General features: G+C 71.4%; 12 protein-coding genes. 3 read left to right on the top strand and 9 right to left on the bottom strand.

The features are described 5' to 3' along the window. Positions 1-6 precede the first annotated feature (6 nt). Genes AB0B33_RS40810 through AB0B33_RS40800 form a run of 3 tightly spaced genes read right to left on the bottom strand, consistent with a single transcriptional unit; the run spans position 7 to position 2,490 of the window. Positions 7-468 carry a hypothetical protein gene (locus AB0B33_RS40810; RefSeq protein ID WP_247022843.1) on the bottom strand — a complete coding sequence of 154 codons (462 nt, stop codon included), beginning with the start codon at positions 466-468 and terminating at the stop codon, positions 7-9. 13 nt (positions 469-481) lie between these two features. Then, a complete protein-coding gene (locus AB0B33_RS40805) occupies positions 482-1,678 on the bottom strand; it encodes a hypothetical protein (RefSeq protein ID WP_360782076.1) in 1,197 nt (398 codons plus the stop codon). A 59-nt stretch (positions 1,679-1,737) separates the two neighbouring features. Further along, positions 1,738-2,490 (bottom strand): hypothetical protein, encoded by a 753-nt coding sequence (locus tag AB0B33_RS40800; protein ID WP_360782074.1) that lies wholly within the window; start codon positions 2,488-2,490, stop codon positions 1,738-1,740. Between the two features lie 110 nt (positions 2,491-2,600). Between AB0B33_RS40800 and AB0B33_RS40795 the strand changes: the two genes are divergently transcribed. From AB0B33_RS40795 to AB0B33_RS40785, 3 genes are all read left to right on the top strand, one after another. After that, a complete protein-coding gene (locus tag AB0B33_RS40795; protein ID WP_360782072.1) occupies positions 2,601-5,498 on the top strand; it encodes a BTAD domain-containing putative transcriptional regulator in 2,898 nt (965 codons plus the stop codon). 558 nt (positions 5,499-6,056) lie between these two features. Continuing rightward, entirely contained in the window at positions 6,057-8,030 is a 1,974-nt protein-coding gene (locus tag AB0B33_RS40790; RefSeq protein WP_360782070.1) for a hypothetical protein, read from the top strand. 2 nt (positions 8,031-8,032) lie between these two features. Then, the gene (locus AB0B33_RS40785) at positions 8,033-9,574 is read left to right on the top strand and encodes a hypothetical protein (protein ID WP_360782069.1); all 1,542 of its coding nucleotides are present in this window, start codon (positions 8,033-8,035) and stop codon (positions 9,572-9,574) included. A 72-nt stretch (positions 9,575-9,646) separates the two neighbouring features. On the opposite strand, the gene AB0B33_RS40780 is transcribed toward AB0B33_RS40785, so the two are convergent. The 6 genes from AB0B33_RS40780 to AB0B33_RS40755 form a co-directional block, all read right to left on the bottom strand. Beyond that, positions 9,647-11,497, bottom strand: a complete 1,851-nt coding sequence (locus tag AB0B33_RS40780; RefSeq protein ID WP_360782068.1) for a copper-binding protein — start codon at positions 11,495-11,497, stop codon at positions 9,647-9,649. A gap of 82 nt (positions 11,498-11,579) precedes the next feature. Beyond that, entirely contained in the window at positions 11,580-15,527 is a 3,948-nt protein-coding gene (locus AB0B33_RS40775) for a ThuA domain-containing protein (protein WP_360782066.1), read from the bottom strand. 11 nt (positions 15,528-15,538) lie between these two features. After that, positions 15,539-16,516, bottom strand: a complete 978-nt coding sequence (locus AB0B33_RS40770; RefSeq protein ID WP_360782064.1) for a multicopper oxidase domain-containing protein — start codon at positions 16,514-16,516, stop codon at positions 15,539-15,541. A 19-nt stretch (positions 16,517-16,535) separates the two neighbouring features. Then, positions 16,536-17,390, bottom strand: a complete 855-nt coding sequence (locus AB0B33_RS40765) for a TIM barrel protein (protein WP_360782062.1) — start codon at positions 17,388-17,390, stop codon at positions 16,536-16,538. A 9-nt stretch (positions 17,391-17,399) separates the two neighbouring features. Continuing rightward, positions 17,400-18,404: a sugar phosphate isomerase/epimerase family protein gene (locus tag AB0B33_RS40760; protein ID WP_360782060.1), complete on the bottom strand. Its 1,005-nt coding sequence runs from the start codon at positions 18,402-18,404 to the stop codon at positions 17,400-17,402. Continuing rightward, the gene (locus AB0B33_RS40755) at positions 18,401-19,549 is read right to left on the bottom strand and encodes a Gfo/Idh/MocA family oxidoreductase (protein WP_360782058.1); all 1,149 of its coding nucleotides are present in this window, start codon (positions 19,547-19,549) and stop codon (positions 18,401-18,403) included. The genes AB0B33_RS40760 and AB0B33_RS40755 overlap by 4 nt, the downstream gene beginning before the upstream one ends. Positions 19,550-19,569: the final 20 nt, after the last annotated feature.

The following is a 19,569-nucleotide window of genomic DNA, read 5'->3' as shown; positions in this document are numbered from 1 at the left end:
CTCCTCTTACAGCGCCGACTGCAGCGGACCGGACGTCTTCGCGCCGCCGGCGTCGGTGGCGTCCACCTGCATCGAGAAGCCGGAGAACGTCGCCTGCGGGGCGCCGGCCACCGTCGCCGCCGTGGGCGCCGCGCTCGTGATGACGCACCGGCTGAGCACGATCGTGGAGAACGACCAGTCGTCGCCGCTGCGCTCCTGCATCGAGATGCTGAACTCGCTCGCGTTCAGCGCGAGCGCGGTCAGCTGCGCGGTGGCCGGGCCGATCGCGTTGACCGTCAGCGAAAAGGTCAGCGAATACGGCTGGACGACCACGCCGACGTGCGTGCGCTCGATGCTGTGCAGCGGCTCGGCCGTGGTGGCGAACGTCGGCGTGAACGACTGGATCGGCGAGATCTCGTGGTCCACGCCCTTGTCGTCGGTGTATCGCACGGCGAGGCGGGTGTTCCAGCTGGTTTCGGGACTCGACATGGTGGCTCCTGGGTCAGAATTGCGGGGCGAGGGTCACGTTGAGCCGGTGCACCGCGGGCCCGTACGTGATGCTGATGAGGACGGACACCTGCCGGGTCTGGCGGGCGGTGACCACCTGGGCCTGCTCGGCGGTGCTGCGGGCGCTTTCCGGCAGCGCGAGGATCGCCAGCAGCGGGATGCTGACGGCGAAGTCGTCGATCACCGCGCCCAGCCGCAGCGGGCCGAGGATGCCCTCCACCCGCACGCGCACCGCGGTCAGGCCGGCCTTGGTGACGCGCGCGTCCCCGATCGTGCCGATCAGCCCGGCCCGCAGCCGGAACTCGATGTCGTCGAGCACCCGGCAGATGTCGACGTAGTTGCGTGCCGGGTCCGACGAGAACGTGCCGCCGTCGCCGAGGAACAATCCGGTGCCGGGCACCAGCGCCGGGTCGATCAGCGGGATGGCGCCCTGGCCGGCCAGCCCGGTGACCTCGGCGGGCACGTACTGCTGGGTGACCGGGATGGTGAAGCCGCGCACCTGCTTGAGCACGACGCTGGTGGCCGGGGCCTGGCCGGCGATCGCGCCCATCACGGCCGCGGCCGCGTCGGCGACCGGGTTCGGGCTCACCGTCTCGTCGGTGGTCGCGCCGCGCGCGGCGACGAGGATCATCCGGCCGGTCGCGCTCTTGAGCGCACCGTAGGAGTTGGCCGCCAGCACGGTGTCCACGTAGGTCGCGGACCGCGCGGTGGCCGGGTCGATCATCGCGACCGCCAGCCGCCGGTTGCCCGCCGCCGACGTGTTCTCGACGTGCTCGGCGAGCGCGCGCAGCCCGGTCGCGGGGGTCCCGCCGTTGGTGGCCGCGCCGACGTTGGTCTCCCCGGCCAGGCAGACGAACGTGACGTCGTCCGCGGCCTCGAGCCCGGCGAGCGCGGCGGCGTAGTTGCCCGCCGCCGGCGTGCGGACGCCGTAGATCTTGGTGGGCCGCGGGTCCTGGGCGAGCACCAGGTCGAGGCTCTTGCTCAGCGCGGTCGCCGCGCCGGCCTTGCCGAACAGCGCGAGTGCCTCGGCGTGGGCGGTGACGACCAGCGGCGTCGACGCGGGCGCGGTGGCACCGTCGGCGTTGCCGACGACGGCGACGACGCCGGGCGAGCGTTGCGCGGCCGGAACCAGCGCGCTGGTGTCGATGACGACGTCGACAAAGGGGAAAGCCGGTTGCACGAGGGTGGCCATACCGATCTCCGTACGTGGTTCGGGCGTGGTCGATGCGCGTTTCGCGCGGGACTTGGTGGTCATGCGGGCTCCGTGGTGGTGATGACGGCGACGCCCTGGCCGGCGAGCCAGCTCCGCGCGGCGCCCAGCCGGTCCGCCCGCCGCTGGTCCGGTGTCGCGCCGGTCCGCGCCCCGGGCCAGCCGGGGTCGTCGAACGTGGTGCCGGGCACGACCCAGCAGACGAGCCGGTCGAACCGGCGCTCCGGTGCCCCGGGCGGTGCGTCGGCGACGGGGTAGCGGGCGGCGCCGAGCCGGGCGGCCGGCGTCGCCCGCAGCAGATCCCGCGGGCTGGTGTCCGCGCCCGCGGCGAGGAACGCCACGAGCACGGGCAGCGGGACCGGCGCCACCGGCGGATCGGCCCCCGGCGTTCCCATCCGGACGGTGGCGTCGAGTGCGACCGGATCGTCCACACCGGACTGCTTCGCGGTGACGTCCACAATGGTGCCGTCCAGGACCGCCGTGCGGACCACGACGGCTCCGGACCACACCGCGTCGGCGGCGACCGGCGGGACCTGCCCGGTGTCCCAGGACGCGGCGACCTCCCACGGCACCGGTTCCCCGGTCTTGCGGAACTGGGCCAGCGCCGACACCCGGGCGTCGAGCGGCACCGCGAGGTCGAACCGGCCGAAGACGCCCGTCACCGGTTCGGCTACGAGCGCCGGGTCCAGTTCGTAGGCCACGGTGCCGATCGCGAGCAGCGCATCGGCGGTCAGCACGGAAGCGCGGGCCGCCGGATCGGCGAGCCGCAGCACGATCTCGCTGGCGACGTCCATGGGACCACCGTGGCAAGGCCGGTCGACAACCCGTCGACAACCGGTCGACAGCACGGGAGTTGGGCCGAACGGACCTGTATCCACACCGGCGCCCGGTACTCCTGTAAGAGATGGGGACGGACAGCCCGAGCGGTACCGGCGCGGCTCAGGGACAGGCACGAGCGGAGTTCCGCGTGCTCGGCGCGTTCGAGGTCCGGCTGCACGGCAGGCCGCTCGACCTGGGCGGTCCCCGCATCCGCACGCTGCTCGCGCTGCTGATCGCGAACGCCGGGCGGGTGACCGGAGTGGACACCATGGCGGACGCGTTGTGGGACGTGGACGCCACTCCCGGCACCCCGCGCACGGTGCGGACGTACATGTCCCGCGTACGCCGCTCGCTCGCCCCGGTCGCCGAAGCCCTCGGCGCGGCCGACCTGATCGAGACCCGCGCGGCCGGTTACGCCCTGCGCCTCGACCCGGTGCTCGTCGACGCCCGCGAGTTCGAACAGCTGGTCACGGCCGGGCGGACCGCCTTGGCCGCAAGCGATCCCGTGACAGCGGCGGACCGGTTGTCACGCGCGTTGGCGCTGTGGCGCGGTGACGCCTACGAGGACTTCGGCGGCTCCGTGGCGTTGCTGGGCGAAACGCGGCGGCTGCACGCGTTGCGGCTCGGCGCCGTCGAAGACCGCGTCGACGCCGACCTCGCGACCGGCGCGGGCGAGGCGCTGATCGGCGAGCTGACGACGTTGAGCGAGCGGCACCCCGGCCACGAACGGTTGTGGGGCCAGCTGATGACGGCGCTGTACCGGGCGGGCCGCCAGGCCGACGCGCTGGACGCGTTCTCGCGCGCCCGGGCGGTGCTCGTCGACCAGTTCGGCTTGGACCCTTCGCCCCGGCTGGCCGAAATTCACCGCCGGATCCTCGACAACGACGTCCGGCTGCTGCCCGCCGCGACCGCACCGGCACGGCCGGTCACCGTCGCCGCGGGCCGCAACGACCTGCCCGGCGACATCGCCGACTTCGCCGGCCGCGAACCGGAACTGTCGCGGCTGCTGTCCGCCCGGGACGGTGTCGCGCACACCGCACCCACCGCCGTGGTGATCGAGGCGATCGACGGGATGGCCGGCATCGGCAAGACGACGCTCGCCATCCACGCGGCGCACCGGCTCGCCGCGCAGTACCGCGACGCGCAGCTGTTCATCGACCTGCACGGGCACACGTCCGGGCAGGCGCCGGTCACCCCGGCGGCGGCGCTCGACACGCTGCTGCGCGCGCTGGGCGTGGCGGCGGACCGGATCCCCGTCGACCCCGACGCCCGCTCCGCGCTGTGGCGGGCGGAACTCGCCGGCCGCTCGATGCTCGTGGTGCTGGACAACGCCGCGGACGCCGCCCAGGTCCGGCCGCTGCTGCCGGGCAGCGCGCGCGCCCTGCTGCTGATCACCAGCCGGCGGCGGCTGGTCGGTTTGGAGGCGGCGCACACCCTTTCCCTGGACGTGCTGCCGGAGACGACCGCGGTCGACCTGTTCGCCGGCATCGTCGCCGACGACCGGCCCGCCACCGAACCCGGCGCCGTCCTCGACGTCGTCGAGCTGTGCGGGCACCTGCCGCTGGCGATCCGCATAGCGGCGGCCCGGCTGCGCACGCGGCCGGCGTGGACGGTGGCGCACCTGGCCGACCGGCTGCGCCAGGCGGGCCGGGCGCTGGCCGAGCTGTCCGCGGGCGACCGCAGCGTCGCCGCCGCGTTCGCCTTGTCCTACGGGCACCTCGATGCCGCGCAGCAGCGCATGTTCCGGCTGCTGGGCCTGAACCCGGGCCCGGACATCGACGTCCCCGCCGCCGCCGCGCTCGCCGCCGTCTCCCCCTTCGAAGCCGAGCGGCTGCTGGAAAGCCTCGTCGACGACCACTTGCTCCAGCAGCCGGTGACCGGCCGGTTCCGCTTCCACGACCTGGTCCGCCAGCACGCGCAGACCACGGCGCAGACCGAGGAGCCCGAACCCGGGCGGCGGGCGGCGTTGCGCCGGTTGATCGGCTTCCACCTGCACACCGGCCACCGCGGCAGCCGCCTGCTCGACCAGCAGCACCCGCCGATCGAGGTGGGCGAGCCACCGGAGGGCTGCGTCCCGGCCCCGCTCCCCGACGACGGCGCCGCGATGACCTGGTTCGACGTCAACCACGAATGCGTGCTGGCGGCCCGGAAGGCGGCCGAGGACGCCGGGTGGGACACGTGCGTCTGGCAGCTGGCCTGGACGCTCGACAACTTCCACTACCGCCGCGGCCACCTTCAGGCCAACATCACGTCATGGCTGGCGGGCCTCGCGGCGGCGGAACGGCTGGAGGACCTCGCGGTGCAGGCGCGCGCGCACCGCCGCCTCGGCCTCGTCTACGGGCCGTTCGGGCAGGCGTCCGAGGCACTGCACCACCTGAACCGGTCCTTGACGCTGGCCAAGGAGATCCGCGACACGCTCGGCCAGGCGGGCGTCCACTTCGTCCTGGCGCTGCACTGGACGCACGAGAAGGACGACGAGCGGGCGCTCGGCCACGCGATGAGCGCGCTCGAGCTGTACCGCACCCTGGAGGACGGGAAGTGGGAAGCCCGCGCGTACAGCCTGATCGGCGCGTGCCTGAGCCGGCTGGGCAGGCACGAGGAAGCCCGAGGCCACGCGGAGTCCGGCCTGGCCCTGTGCCGCGAACGCGAGGACGTCTACGGCGAGGCCGACGCGCTCGACAGCCTGGCCACGATCGCGGCGGAGACCGGCCGGTACGGCGAGGCACTGGGCCAGTCCCACCAGGCGCTGACGTTGTGGCGCCACCTGGACAACACGTACCGCCAGGCGGGCACGCTCGCCGTGCTGGGCGACGCGCACCACGCCCTCGGCCACCCGGGCCAGGCGCGTGAGGCGTGGCAGCAGTCGATCGACCTGTACCGAGCCCGCGGCCTGCACCCGGCGGCGGACGAGGTGGAGAAGCGAGCGGCGAACTCCGGTTGCGCGCGCGCTTCCGCCCCGCCTCCCCCTGGCCCACCCACCTGACCCGGCGGCGAACGTCGCGAATGACTCATGGGGAACCACCGACACCGCCAATAGGTCATTCGCGGCACACGAAAGTTGCCGCCCGCCGCCGCGACCGAGCACACCGCACCCAGCACCGCCGGACCGACGCGGGCCGCCTCCACCCGGCCAACCCATCCGCGCCCGCCCCGCCGGCACCCACCTGACCCGGTCACGAGCGCCGCCAATGAGTCATTCGCGACACACGAAAGCCACCACCCGCCACCGCGACCGGCCACACCGCACCCAGCACCGCCGTTCGGCCTCGAGCCACCCCTCCTCGCGCACCACCCAACCCCGTTCGGCCTCACGCCACCGAACCCCGCGCACCACCCACCTGCCCCGGCTACGAACGCCGCGAATGGACCCATCGGGAACCACCGACGCCGCCAATGAGTCATTCGCGACGCACAGAAGTCGCCACCCGCCGCCCCGCCCGGGCACACCCCGCACGCCTTGAATGAGTCATTCAGGTCGTCGGAGGTCCTGAATGACTCATTCTGCTCGTATCCAGACCCCTCACCTCATACTCTCAGTGGTGTGGACGGCATCGACAGTCTCCGGCACGCCATCGAAACCATCCCCATCCCCGGCGCCCCGCCCCGGCTGTCGCGGCAGGGGGCCGCCGTCGGGCTCGCGCTCCTCGACACCTCGCTGCGGCTCAACCACGTGCGGCGGCTGACCGAACGGCTGACCGTCGTCGAGCACGGGACCGCGCGGCGCAGCACCGAAGTCGACGTCAGCCTCAAGCTCCTCGACGAAGGACAACGCCAGGCCACCGCGCAGCTGCAGGACCTCATCGGCCAGGAACACGGCGAGCGGGCCGCCTCCCGTCCGGCGCGGCAGCGGTCGCTGTGGGTGCCGCTGGCCCGGCTGCCGCGCCGGGACGTCTCCCCCATCGACGTCTTCGACAGCTCCGGCCAGAAACTGCCGCGGCTCACCCAGCACGAGGCGTCGCGGCTGGTCGCCGCCGGGCTCTACCGGTTGCTGCGCGGGATCCTCGGCAGCGACGAGAACGCGCAGACCGCCAAGCACGAGCTGAACACCTTCCTCTTCCAGGTGCACGAACCGCGCTGGCTCATCCAGCAGGCGCTGCTGACGCTGCTCACCGAGCGGAACCACCCCGAGGAGGAGTTCGCGCTGGCCACGACCGGCGGCACCGTGCCCGGCTACGGGCGGCAGTGCCGGGAGCTCGCGCTCGGCATCCTCGACGGCTGTGCCGAGCTGCTGGTCGAATACGCGTACCTGCTCAACGTCGCCGTCCGGGACTACATGCTCGTGGTGGCCCTCGACGACTCCGTCGAAGAACACCGGCTCAGCTACGAAACGCCGCTGCACGTCGACGCGCGGCAGCCCGTCGCGAAAGAGCAGTGGCGACGGCTGGCGGCGAGCCGGCGCGGCTACGTCGTGAGCTACCAGACGATGATCCCGGCGACGCTCAAGTCCTACCACCTGGTGGCCCGGACCGCGCCGCAAGCCGAGATCTCGCGGATGTACCTGTCCACCGACGCCGATCAGCACCAGGTCGAAGGCCTGGCCGCGGACCTCGGGTCCCTGGCCGAACGGCAGGACGCCGCGCCGCTGCAGGAGGCCGACGGTGCCCGGCACAAGATCCTGGAGCTGCAGGCGCAGACCGTGCTTCGCCGCCTCGCCGACCTGCTGCGCCGCCGCAAGTGGGAGGCCGGCCAGTCCGGCGTCGAGCTTTCCCCGCGCAGCCTGCCCGCCAGCCACCGGCTCGCCGCCGCGGCCACCACGGGCGAAGCGGTGCGGACGGGCACCAACGAGCTGGACAACTCGCTGCGGCGGCACCCGGAGTTCACCGCCGCGAACCTGCGCGAGGCCGCGCGCGAGCTGACCGACCGCGAGTTCGGGCAGGACCTCGTGCTGGTCAACGGCATCTCCGACAACGAGGCACGCGCGTACTGGCGTCGTTCCGGCGGCCGCGACTCGCGCGGCGACCACGTCCGCGTGCGCGCGACGCTCGTGCTCAAGGACTCCACGAAGTCCGGTCCGCTCAACGTGACGTTCTACGCGCTCGCCGTCGCGACGGTGTCGTTCGTGCTCGGCTGGCTGCTGGTCGGCAGCCCGTGGCCCTACGGCCGCGAAGCCACCGAAGCGCTCGGGCACATCGGCGACGGCCAGTCCGTGATCACGATGCTGCTGCTGTTGCCCGGTTTCCTCTACAGCCGGCTGTCGCTGCCGCCGCGCCGCACCGTGCTCGGCTACCTCGGGACGCTGCCGCAGGCGCTGGTCCAGCTGAGCATCGCGGCCATCGCCGGGTTCGCCGCGACCGTCGCGACGCAGAGCCGGGGCGAAGTCGTGCAGGTGGCGCTGACCGTCGCGGTGGCGCTGCCGGTCATCGCCGCGCTCGTGCTGTTCGGGCAGGCGTCCTGGCGCGAATCGGCGATCCCGCTCTCGCGCATCGGCGCACCGCGGTGGGCGGGGACCGGGGCGTGGGACCGCCGTCAACCGCTGGAAGCCGACGTCCGGTTCGACTCTTCGGGGGGATGGTGAGGATGCGCGGCCAACGGGTCTCCGTGCGCAACGTCGCCGACCTGGCGCGCGCGGGCTTCGAAATCACGCGGCAGCCGGTGACCAAAGTGGACTTCGAGGTGCACCACGCGATGGCCCGGCACGGCTACCTGCGCGAGCTGGTGACCGCGGACGCCGGCGACGCCGTGTTCCTGGAGACGCTGTGCTCGGCCACGAACGGCGCCGGCGTCGTGATCGGTACCCGTACCCGCAAACCCCTCGACGGCACCGAAGTCGTCGAGCACGTCGACGGCCGCCGGCCGGCGGAACCCCCGCAGCAGAACGACGGCGGCTGGGTCTTCCACCAGACGACGTCGCCGAACCCGACGTTCATCTACGAGTCCGAGCAGACCTTCGAGGGCCTGATCGCGATCGACCCGGCGGCGCGCGAGGTCTGCGAGTGGCACGGCCTGGCCGTGCGGGACCTGGTGAAGGAGATCTCCGACGCGGCGGCCGCGTTCATCGACGCGCCGCTGTTGTCGCTGCAGTGCCCGGCGCAGCTGCCGCTGGTCGTGAAGACCCGCAACCACGACCTGCGCACGCGCAAGGAGGTCGCGTCGCCGTGCGCGTCGCTGGCGGTGCGGTTCGCGATCGCGTTGCGGGACGTGTCCGCGGCCGCGCGGTTCGAGCTGGCCGACCGGTTCCGCGAGCTGTGCGAGAAGCACGGCTACAGCTTCTGGCTCGCCGACACGCGGCCCGGTCACCGGCAGGGCAACTGGTTCGAGGTCTACCACGCCGACGGCGAGTTTTCCCCGCTGTACAAGGGCGACCTCCGCTCCCGCCAGCGCGTCGGCGCGTGCCTCCCGGTGACCTTCGTCGGCCCGGCCCGCATCGGCTCGACGCACGCGATCGTCTCGTTCCTGCAGCGCTACCCGCAGGTGGGGGTGGCCGGCTGCGCGGGCACGACGCTGTCCGACGTGGCGTTCGTCCACCTGCAGCTGTCGATCCACGGCGTGGCGGCGGACCGGCTGAACCGCATCCTGGCCAAGCTGCTCGCCGAGTCCTCGACCCCGGCCCGCCCGCACAAGCTGCTGCGCGAGCTGTTCAAGCGCCTCGGCCTGCCCCCGGACCCGGACGGCCCGGCGGAGACCACGGCGGACCCGACGGCCGACTACCAGACGTTCGCCGGCCCGGCGTTCGCCTACCGCCCGTTCCAGATGCCGGACTGCCTGGCGGTCTGGGTCTCGTGGGAGATCGCCCGCCAGCACCGCGGCCTGGCCGCTCCCCTGGACTGCCTGTACCGCGCCCTGAGCCAGGTCGCCTCGGCGGGCGACCTGGCCACGGTCGAGTACCTCATCTGCCGCGCGACGGAGCAGTCGGTGATCCGCGGCAAGGCGAAGCTCGCGATCCCGAAGTCGGTCCTGCGCCAGTTCGCGTCGGGCGGGAACGAGCTGCCGGCGTCGAAGCTGTGCGCGATGGTCGAGGAGGCGTGGAAGGCCCAGGTGGACCGGTCCGGGGTGGACGGGGTGAGCGAGCTGACGGTCGCGTGGCGTGAGTCCTGGCTCGGCCACTGGACCTACTCCTGACCCGCCCGCGGTCGTGAGTGGGAACAGTGTTCTAACCCTGTTTCCCACTCACGACCCGCTGCGGCAGGGCACCTACAGGCGCTTCTTCACCTCCGGCTTCGCGTGGGGCTCGGCACCGGTGCCAGTTCCGGTGCTCGTCGCCGGAGCGCCGCCGATGTCCGACTCGATCGCCGCCGTCACTATCCGGTTGCGGTCACCCGACGACAGCACCCCGTTGCCCACCAGCTCCTGCGTCACCGCCTTCACGTGCTTCACGAAGCGGTCGTGCGACGCGTACTCCGCGTTCTCGTCGATGACGTCGTTGATCGTGCAGCCGTTGCCCGTGTCGATGTTCTCCACCTGGCTGTCGACGCCGCCGATCACCACCGTGTCGCGGGTGTCCGAGTTCGGGCACGCGTCCGGTGGGGGCGGGGCCGCGACCACCGTGAACGTCCCCGACACCTCCGCCGAGACGTTCCCCGCGACGTCCGTGGCCCGGGAACGCACCGTGTGCGCGCCCAGGGCGGGCACGACCACCGGGGCCGCGTACCGCGTCCACGCGCCACTGTCCAGTTTGTACTCGACAGAGTCCACACCGGACTCCGCGTCGGAAGAAAGAACCGTGACCGTCGCCGAACCCACGTAGTTCCAGCCGCCGTCCTGCTTTCCGGTGACCTGCAGCGTAACCACAGGTGCCGTGGTGTCCCCGCCCGCGACCACCGCGAAAGACACCGAACCCTCGGGAGACGCGTTCCCGGCGACGTCCCGGGCGCGGTAGCCCACCGTGTGCGCGCCTGCCGCGGTCACCGGAACCGGTGCACTGTAAGCGGTCCACGCCCCACCGTCCACCTTGTACTCCACCGCGCCGACGCCGGAACCGGTGTCCGAAGCCGTCACCGTGACCGTCGCCTTGCCGACGTAGTTGCCGTCCACGTCCTGGGTACCCGACACCGAAGCCGAGACCACCGGTGCGGTCGTGTCCCGCTTGACCACCGTGAAGTGGGACATCCCCTCCGGGGACGTGTTCCCGGCGGCGTCGGTCGCGCGGAAGTGGACCATGTGCTCGCCCGCCCCGGTCACCGCGACCGGCGCCGTGTAGCGCGTCCAAGCTCCGCCGTCCAGCTGGTACTCCACCGAAGCGACCGCGGAATCCGCGTCGGTCGCCGTCAAGGAAACCGTGGCGACGTCGAGGTAGCTGCCCGCGGGATCGCGGTCACCCGAGAGGGACGCGGTCACCGTCGGCGGTGTGGTGTCGCCCTGTCCCTCGACGATCGTGAAGTGCGCCATGCCCTCTTCGGACGCGTTCCCGGCGACGTCGGTCGCCCGGTAGTGCAGCATGTGCATGCCCACCGCGGACACCACCACCGGCGCCGAGTACGCGGTCCACGTGCCGCCGTCGAGCTGGTACTCGACCGAGGCCACCCCGGATCCCGCGTCGGTCGCGGTCAAAGACACAGTCGCCGACTCGATGTAGTTCCCCGAGGGATCCTTGTCCCCCGCCACCGCGGCGGTCACCACCGGCGGCGTGGTGTCCCCGGTGCCGTCGGAGACGACGAACTCCCCCACCATCGCGCTGTGGCCGGGGATCGTGCAGAAGTACCGGTACTTGCCCGGCGTCAGCGTCACGGTCGCTTCGTGCCGCCCGTTCTGCGGGTCGAACGGGTTGGCCAGGATGTTGAGCGAGACGTCGTGGTTGTAACCCGGCGTCGAGGTGTCGAACGTCAGCGTGTGCGACATCCCGGTCGTGTTGCCGGTGGCTTCGCTGTTCTCGAAGACGATGGTGGTCTCGCCGGGCAGCGCGCCGGTGGGCGCGGACGCGTATTCGGTGGTGCTGTTGTTCCCGGTCCAGGTCAGCGTCTGGACCGGCGCCGCCACCGCGGGGGTGGCCAGCCCGAGCACGGCCAGCAACCCGGCCAGCAGCACTGTGATCAGTCGTGGGGACATCGCCGGAAGACCCTTCCTGAAGGGGTCGTGAGTGGGAAACAGTGTTGGGAACACTGTTTCCCACTCACGACCCGCGGCGGAGCTACAGCTGCCGCACCCGGATGTTGCGGAACTCGATCAGGTCGTTGTCGCTGTGGTTCTGCAATCCGATGAACCCGCTGACGAACTGCCGCAGGTCGGTCAACGGGTCGCCCGCGCGCGACGACTGCTGGCCCGGCGTGTTGTCGAACTCGTTGATCACCACGCCGTTGCGGATCATCGTGTAGTGCTGCCCGACGACCTTGATCTCGTACTCGTTCCACGTGCCCTTCGGCCGGGCGCCCGCCTGGTCGAGCGGGCGCGGGTCGAAGTTGTAGACCGACCCGGTCTTCTGCGGCTCACCGGAGTCGCCGTCGTAGATCTGGATCTCGTGACCGCAGTAGATCGCGACCCACGCCTGCGAGTCCCGCGCCGACCCGACCGTGCCGCAGCTGCCCGGCGGGCGCTGGGCCGGCGGTGTCCGCGGATCCGGGAACCGGACGAACACGCCGCTGTTGGCCCGGAAGCCGTCCGGGGCGATGTCCTTGAACTGCACCTTCACCGAGAAGTCGCCGAACTGGCGCTGGGCGTACCAGAGCATGCCCAGCCCGCCGGCCGAGCGGATCGACCCGTCGGGTTGCAGCGTGAACTGACCCGATGGTGCCTGTTCCCAGCCGCGCAGCGACGCCGCCGTGCCGTCGAACAGCGCGTCGTAGCCCGTCGTGCCCGGCTTCCCGATCGGCGACGCCTCGGCCGCCGCGTTCAGCTCGGCCACCTCGGCGTCGTTCAGCACCCCGAGGTCCGACAGCGTCCCGGTGGCCTGCTCGACGTGGTTGACGAACGCCGCGTGCGTGCTCCACGTGCTCTCGTCGTCGATGAAGTCGTCGACCGTGCAGCCACCGCCGGCGTTGCGGTTCACCACCTTCGTGATGCTGTCGCCCAAGGTCACCACCGGGCTCGGATCGGCCACCACGCAGCCGACGTTCACCGAGGTCCGGGTGGTCACCGCCTCGCCGTCCGCGTAGGTCACGGTCAGCTTGGCGGTGAAGAGGCCGGTGCGCGGGTAGGTGTGCCGCGGGTCGGCCTGGGTGGACACCGAGCCGTCGCCGAACTCCCAGCGGTAGGACACCCCGCCGGACTTCGAGCCGGTGAACGCCGCCGTCAGCGCCTTGTTCTGCACCATGGTCGACGACGCGGCCGGCGCCGGGGTCGGCGCGCCACCCGTGTAGCTGATCTTCAGCAGCTTCTGGTTGGCGTCGAGCGAGAAGAACCCGTTGCCGTAGTCCAGGACGTACAGTGCGCCGTCCGGCCCGAACTTGGCGTCCATCCAGCTCTGCACCCGGGTGTCCCCCGCGCCGCCGGGGATGATCTGCCGGAACGTCTCGGCGAACACGGGCGGCTGGTGCGTCGGCACGCCCGCCGGGTCGACGGTCACCGCGACCCGGTTCTGCGCGTTCGACTCGTCGCCGATGAACCACTTGTTGTCCCAGTACGCCGGCCACGCGACGCCGCTGTTCGTGTTGACCAGCGAGCGGTGGTACGTCGGCCCGGACATGACCGCCTGGCCGCCGCCCCGCAGGTACGGCTGGGTGTAGGTGGCGTCCGCCGCGACGTAGGTCGGGATGGACGAGCCCGGCCGCTTCGGGAAGACCGGGCCGCCGCCGTCGGGCGAGTACCAGATCATGTTGTCCTTGATCGGCGGCAGGTTCACCAGGCCGGTGTTGCGCGGCGAGGTGTTGACCGGGTTGTCGCAGTCGTACCAGCCGGTCAGCTCGGCCGCGTTGGTGCTGCTGCGGTCGCGGTAGGGCTGCCGGTTGCCCATGCAGTACGGCCAGCCGTGGTTGCCCGCCTCGGTGATGATGGTCGCCGTCTCGTACTTCGCAGGCCCGAGTTCCGGGCTCGGCGAAGACGCGTCGGGGCCGACCCAGCCCGCGGTCATCCAGTTGTGCACCGGGTCGATCTGCAGCCGCGAGATGTTGCGGACGCCCATCACGTAGATCTCCGGGCGCGTCTTGTCCGCCGGCCCGTTCGGGAAGAGGTTGCCCGGCGGGATCGTGTACGTCCCGTTCGCCTCCGGGTGGATGCGCAGGATCTTGCCGTCCAGGTCGTTCGTGTTGCCCGCCGTGCGGCGCGCGTCCTGGAACGAGATGCCCTTGTAGTCGAGCGTCCAGTTGTTGCCCGAGTACCCGTTCGAGCCGCCCGAGGAGTTGTTGTCCCCGGACCCGATGTAGAGGTTGCCGTCCTTGTCGAACGCCATCCCGCCACCGGCGTGGCAGCAGCTGTGGATCTGGACGTCCCAGGACAGCAGGTCCTTGCGGGTGGCCTGGTCGAGCGTCTGCGCGGTCAGGTTGTAGGTGAACCGCGAAACCGTGCGCTTGCCGATCCGCTTGTCGCGGTCGATCGACTCGTGCGGCATCCAGTAGGCGTACAGGTAGCCGTTCTCGGCGAACTTCGGGTCCAGCGTCAGCCCGAGCAGGCCCTCTTCGTTCTTGACGAGCTCGTCGCCGCTGCCCCGGTTGCCCATCACGCGCAACGTCGTGAGCAGCTTGGGCTTCTTGCTGACCGGGTCCCACTGGTGGATCGTGCCGCAGCCGAGGCCGACGTTCGGGTCGTCCCAGCTCACGACCGGCCCGGTCGGGCAGGCCGCCTTGCCGATGTAGAACACCTTGCCGTCCGGCGCGATGGTCAGCCCGTGCGGCTCGCCGATCTGGTCGAGCTGCCCGGCGGCGTTCTTGCCGGTCAGCTTCTCGACCTTGTAGTTCGCGGCGATCCCGGCCTGGCAGTCACCGCGCACCATGCCGGTGGTCCAGCGCAACGCGCCGAGCAGGTGGCTGCGGAACTTGTCCTCGCCGTAGGACGCCTCGGTGCGGCCCATGCCGGTGTAGAAGGAGCGCCCGCCGTCGTAGTCCCGGCACCAGGAGATCGGGTGGAACGCGCCGTTCGCGCCGACGCCCGGGTTGTAGCCCTTCTCCTCCACCTGCGCGACCGTGTGGACGGTGCCGACCGGGTTGGTCTCCCAGTTGAGCCAGCGGTCGGTGCGCGTCCAGTTCTGCGGCAGCCCGGCGGTGGCCGGGTGCTGCGCGTCGAGGACGTCGACGACCGCTTGCTGCGGCGCCGGTTCGGGCGGCGGCGGGGTCGTCGAGGTGTCCTTGAACAGCTTCAGGTCGGCGAGCTGGATCAGCGGCTCACCCGAGTTCGCGGTGATGTTCAGCCGGTAGTTCGGGTACACCGTCGTGTTGGCGAAGGTGAACGTCCGGGTCTGGAACCGGTCGGTGAACACCTCGTTGGTGCGCGTGTCCAGGTCGGCCCAGGTGCTGCCGTCCGCCGAACCCTGCAGGGTCCAGTTCTTCGGGTCGCGGCCGGGGAAGTCGTTGGCCGACACCAGCGAGTAGCTGCTGACCGCGACCGGGGTGGCCATCTTGTAGGCGGCCCAGCCGGTCGTGGCGAAGGTCAGCCACTTGGTGTTTTCGTTGTTGTCGGCCAGTTTCTCCTTGGTCTCGTTCGGCGGGTTGTCCGCGCTCGCGGTCACCGACGCCACCGCTTCGGGCGTCGGGCGGGCGCCGACCGGGCGCGCGCCGATCAAGCCGGTGAACCACTGGGACGAGTCCTGCGCGCGGGCGGCGTCGGAGATGCCGAGGAACCCGCCGCCGGCCTTCATGTACGCCTGCAGCGCGGCTTCCTGCTCACGCGCGAGCGTCACGCCCTGCGCGGACAGGTAAACGACACCGCGGTAGCGGGCCAGGTTCGCCGTGCTGAACACGGCCGGATCCGACGACGCCGTCACGGTGATGCCGTTGTCCGAGCCCAGCCGCGCGATCGCGTCCGCCGCACGCAGCACGGGGTCCTTCTGGTCCGCGGCGGCGCCGTGGAAGACCAGCACGTTGACCGGCACGTTCACCGCGGCGGGCGCGGCCTGCGCGACCGGCATCGTGATCAGCGGGGCCCCGGCCGCCAGGACCGAGCCGATGGCGAGCACGAGCGCCCCGCGCCTTCCGAACCATCGTCTTTTCATAGCTCCCGTCCTCATGCGTGTGTCCGGCCGTCGGGGTTCATGTCGTGCCCGGCGTGGCCGTGCTCCTTGAACCGGTCGATCGCTTCCTGCGCGCCGTCGGGCAGGCTGCCGTCGGCGTTGCGGACCAGGAACAGGCCCACCATCCCGCCGTCGGAGTGGGTCTGGACGTGGCAGTGGTACATCCACGCCCCCGGGCCGACGCCTTCACCGGCGATCACCTGGAAGCCGAAGGAACTGCCGGGGTCGAGGTTCTTGTTGTCGACGATGGCAGCGTTGTCAGCGGCGCCGCTGAGCATCCCGGTGCGGGTGTCGGCCCAGCGGTGCGCGTGCAGGTGGAAGGTGTGCGGCAGGCTGCCGTACCCGATGCAGACCCACTCGACGCGCTCGCCGAGCCGGGCCTCGAGGATCGGCGTGTCGGGTGCCATCTTGTGGTTGATCATCATCTCGTTGAACACGACGGTGTACTGCTTGCTGGGCAGCAGATCGCCGCGCTTGCGCACGATCAGCCCGCCGTAGAGCCCGCGCGCGAGGCCCGCGGTGCCGTGGTCGGTGCCCATCGCGTGGTCGTGGTAGTGCCAGTAGCCGGCGTTGCCCGGCATCCAGAACCCGCCGCCGGCGTCGTACCGGGCCCGCGTCTTCCAGGTGTAGGTCCGCGTCTCGCCCGGCTTGTTGAACGACGCGTTGAGCGGGGCGCCGTCGGACCCGGTGTCGTAGTTGACGCCGTGCGGGTGGATCGAGAGCCGCTGGTCGGTCCGGTTGACCAGTTCGATCTCGAGGGTGTCGCCCTCGTAGATCTCCAGCAGCGGCCCGGGGATGGTGGCCTTGCCCGGCTCGAGGCCGTAGCCGTAGAGGCCGCCGGGCAGGGCTTCGGCGTAGAGGGTGATCTGGCGGTTCAAGCCCGCCGCGTAGGCCGAATCGGCCATCCCGGCCGCGGGCACGAGGACGCCCGCGGCGGTTCCGGCCAGCATCGACCGACGTGACACTCGCATGCGAAATTCCCCCGGGGTCTCAGAAGCGCACGGTGCGGAGGTACTCGAACCCGACCTTGGCGGTGCTCAGCGGGTCGGCCGGCTGGTCGTGCTCGACGATGTATTCGCCGATGGTGTGGCAGGACGCGGCGAAGATGCGCGGGAAGTTGATGACGCCGGCGCCCGGGTCGACCATCTGCCCGTCCGCGGTCCGGTCCTTGACGTGGTACTGCGTCACGCGCGGGTAGTTGCGCCGGAACAGCTCGACCGGGTCCGCGCCGCCGTTCACCGCCCAGAAGAGGTCGATCTCCAGGTGCACGAGCCGCTTGTCCGTCTTCGCGGTGAGCACGTCGTAGGGCACGACGCCGCCGATCGGGGCGAACTCGTGGTCGTGGTTGTGGTAACCGAGCGCGAGCCCGGCCTTCTTGAAGGCGGCCGCGGCGGTGTTCATGCGGCCCGCGAAGGCTTCCCACTCGGCGATGGTGCCGAAGTTCGCGTACGGCACGACGGCGGAGCGGTTGCCGAGGATCTTCGCGTCGGCGATGGTCTGGTTCAGGTCGCCGTCGATGCCCACGTGCGTAGAGGACGCCTTGAGGTGGCACCGGTCGAGGATGGCGCGGAACTCGGTGGCGCTGCGGCCGTACGTCCCGGCCAGCTCGACCTTCCGGTAGCCGATGTCGGCCAGCGCGGAGAGCGTGCCTTCCGGGTCGTTCTGCAGCAGCGACCGCAGGGAGTAGAGCTGGATGCTGATCTTGTCGAGCGGGACGCGCCGGCGGGCTGGGGAGGCATCCGCGGTGCCGGGTAACGCGATGGCCGCCGCACCCACCGTGAGGGCCGCCGTCGCCACGTTCAGGAATGTCCGTCGGGAGTGCTGCTCAGCTTCATGACCGCACATGGAACTCCCTCATCTCTGGTTGCTGAAAGCCGCGTCGAAAGCCGCCGACGGCTGGTCGAACAGGTGCTCGCGCAGGTACTTCACCGCCTCCGCCGCGCCCCGGAGCCGGTCCATCCCGGCGTCTTCCCACTCCACCGAGATCGGGCCGGTGTAGCCGATCGAGTTGAGCGCCCGGAAGCAGTCCTCCCACGGGACGTCGCCGTGGCCGACGGACACGAAGTCCCAGCCGCGGCGCGGGTCGGCCCAGGCCAGGTGCGAACCGAGCCGGCCGTTGCGGCCGTCGAAGCGCTTTCTCGTGTCCTTGCAGTCCACGTGGTAGATCCGGTCGGCGAAGTCGAGGATGAACCCGACCGGGTCGAGGTCCTGCCAGACGAAGTGCGACGGGTCCCAGTTCAGCCCGAACGCCGGCCGGTGGCCGACGGCCTCGAGCGCGCGCTTGGTCGTCCAGTAGTCGTAGGCGATCTCGGACGGGTGGACCTCGTGCGCGAACCGGACGCCGACCTCGTCGAAGACGTCGAGGATCGGGTGCCAGCGACGGGCGAAGTCCGCGTAACCGTCATCGATGTCATCGCGCGTGACCGGCGGGAACATCGCCACGTACTTCCAGATCTTCGACCCGGTGAAGCCGATGACGGTGTCCACGCCGAGCTTCGCCGCCGCCCGCGCGGTGTCGGCCATTTCGGCCGCCGCCCGCTGCCGGACGCCCTCCGGCTCGCCGTCGCCCCAGATCCGGGACGGCAGGATCGCGCGGTGCCGGGCGTCGATCGGGTCGTCGCAGACGGCCTGGCCGACGAGGTGGTTCGAAATCGCCCACACCTTGAGCCCGTGCTCGGCCAGCAAAGCCAGCCGCGCCGGCACGTAGTCCTCTTCGGACAGTGCGCGGTCCACTTCGAAGTGGTCGCCCGAGCAAGCGATTTCCAGGCCGTCGTACTCCCACTCGGCGGCGAGCTTGCAGACCTCGGTGAACGGCAGGTCGGCCCACTGGCCGGTGAACAGCGTGACCGGACGGCTCATTTCCGCTCCTCCACCGCGGTCCAGGCCGCATCGGCCGCCGCGCTCTTCTCGACGGCGTCGAGCACCCGCTGGACGCGCAGGCCGTCGTCGAAGCTCGGCGCCGGATCGGTGCCCGCGCCGATGGCGTCCAGCAGGTCGGCGACCTCGTGCGTGAACGTGTGCTCGTAGCCGAGCAGGTGCCCCGGCGGCCACCACGCGCCGACGTACGGGTGCTGCGGCTCGGTGACGAGGATCCGCCGGAACCCGGCTTCGGTGCCGCTGCCCTCGTACCACTGGAGCTCGTTCATCGCCTCGAAGTCGAACGCCAGGCTCGCCTTCGACCCGTTGATCTCCAGCCGCATCGCGTTCTTGCGGCCCAGCGCGAACCGGGTCGCCTCGAAGGTCGCCACCGCTCCCCCGGCCAGCCGCGCCAGGAACAACGCCGTGTCGTCGACCGTCACGTCGTCCGTGCCGCCGTTCTCGGCCGGCCGCTGCTGCACGAAGGTGTTCGTCAGCGCCGAGACACCGGTGATCAGGTCGCCGGTGACGAACTGGGCCGCGTCCACGATGTGCGCGCCCAGGTCGCCGAGCGCACCCGAACCGGCACTCTCGCGCCGCAGCCGCCAGGTCATCGGCGCTTCCGGATCGGAAAGCCAGTCCTGCAGGTACACCGACCGCACGTGCCGGATCTCCCCGAGCGCCCCGCTCGCGACCAGCTTCCTGGCGTGCGCGAGCGCGGGCACCCGGCGGTAGTTGAACGCGACCATCGCCCGCACCCCGCGGTCCCGGGCCTTCCGGGCCGCCGCCGCCATCGCTTCGGCCTCGGCGACCGAGTTGGCGAGGGGTTTCTCGCACAGCACGTGCTTCCCGGCTTCCAGCGCGGCGATCGCGATCTCCGCGTGGCTGTCCCCCGGCGTGCAGACGTCGACCAGGCCGACGTCGTCCCGGGCGACCAGCTTCCGCCAGTCCGTCTCGACGTCCTCCCAGCCGAACTTTTCCGCGGCGGCCTTGGCCCGGGCCTCGTCCCGGCCGCCGAGGACGGCGAGTCTCGGCACCAGCGGTGGATCGAAGAACCGGTGGACGCTGCGCCAGGCGTGCGAATGCACCGCACCCATGAACGCGTGGCCGACCATGCCGATCCCGATGGTTTCCCGTCCCGGGCTCATACCCCTCCTTTGGTTCAGCT

It is taken from the genome of Amycolatopsis sp. NPDC049159 (genome assembly GCF_040648295.1).
In the GTDB taxonomy this organism is placed as follows: Bacteria; Actinomycetota; Actinomycetes; order Mycobacteriales; family Pseudonocardiaceae; genus Amycolatopsis; species Amycolatopsis pretoriensis_A.
Note: the sequence above shows the minus strand (reverse complement) of the source record. Positions and strands in the feature narration are given on the sequence as shown.